The sequence below is a fragment of the Micrococcus sp. KRD012 genome, assembly GCF_017168555.1.
GTDB lineage: Bacteria > Actinomycetota > Actinomycetes > Actinomycetales > Micrococcaceae > Micrococcus > Micrococcus luteus.
This window is the reverse complement of the sequence record NZ_JABFBB010000043.1, coordinates 1-434: the sequence shown is the minus strand read 5'-3', so window position 1 is coordinate 434 and position 434 is coordinate 1. Positions and strand designations below refer to the sequence as shown.

The 434-nt window shown below is 66.8% G+C and carries 1 pseudogene; it reads left to right on the top strand.

Annotated elements, in window-relative coordinates:
- Positions 1-298: 298 nt before the first annotated feature.
- Positions 299-434: pseudogene (locus tag J1M37_RS11095) on the top strand (DNA-binding response regulator); the annotation flags it as partial.

Here is a 434-nt window from a genome sequence, read left to right as displayed (position 1 = left end):
GAATATGGACGAATGGTGGATCGCGCCACATGACCTGCCCCATCGGTGCCCATGTCGGCTATTCTGCCGCGAAGAGGACTCGGGCAGCGAAGCCCCCGGGTCCTTTTGTGCTTTCGGAAGCGTTGTATACGAAGGCGGGAAACCGCCGGATGTACGGGCCGTCGATCGCACGCAGCAATGCCATAAACGTCCTCGCAGGGACCGAGGAGGAACCAGACGTTATGGGCGAGCGAACCGTGCACGAACGCAGGACGGCCGTGTTCCGGGCGGCCACGATCCGAGCAGGTGAGGCGACCCGATGAGTTCCCTGCTGCTCCTGACCAACGCGCTCCAGCCGTCGACGGAGGTGCTCCCCGCCCTCGGTCTGCTCCTGCACAACGTCCGGGTGGCGCCCGCGGAGGGCCCGGCGCTGGTGGACACCCCCGGCGCCGACG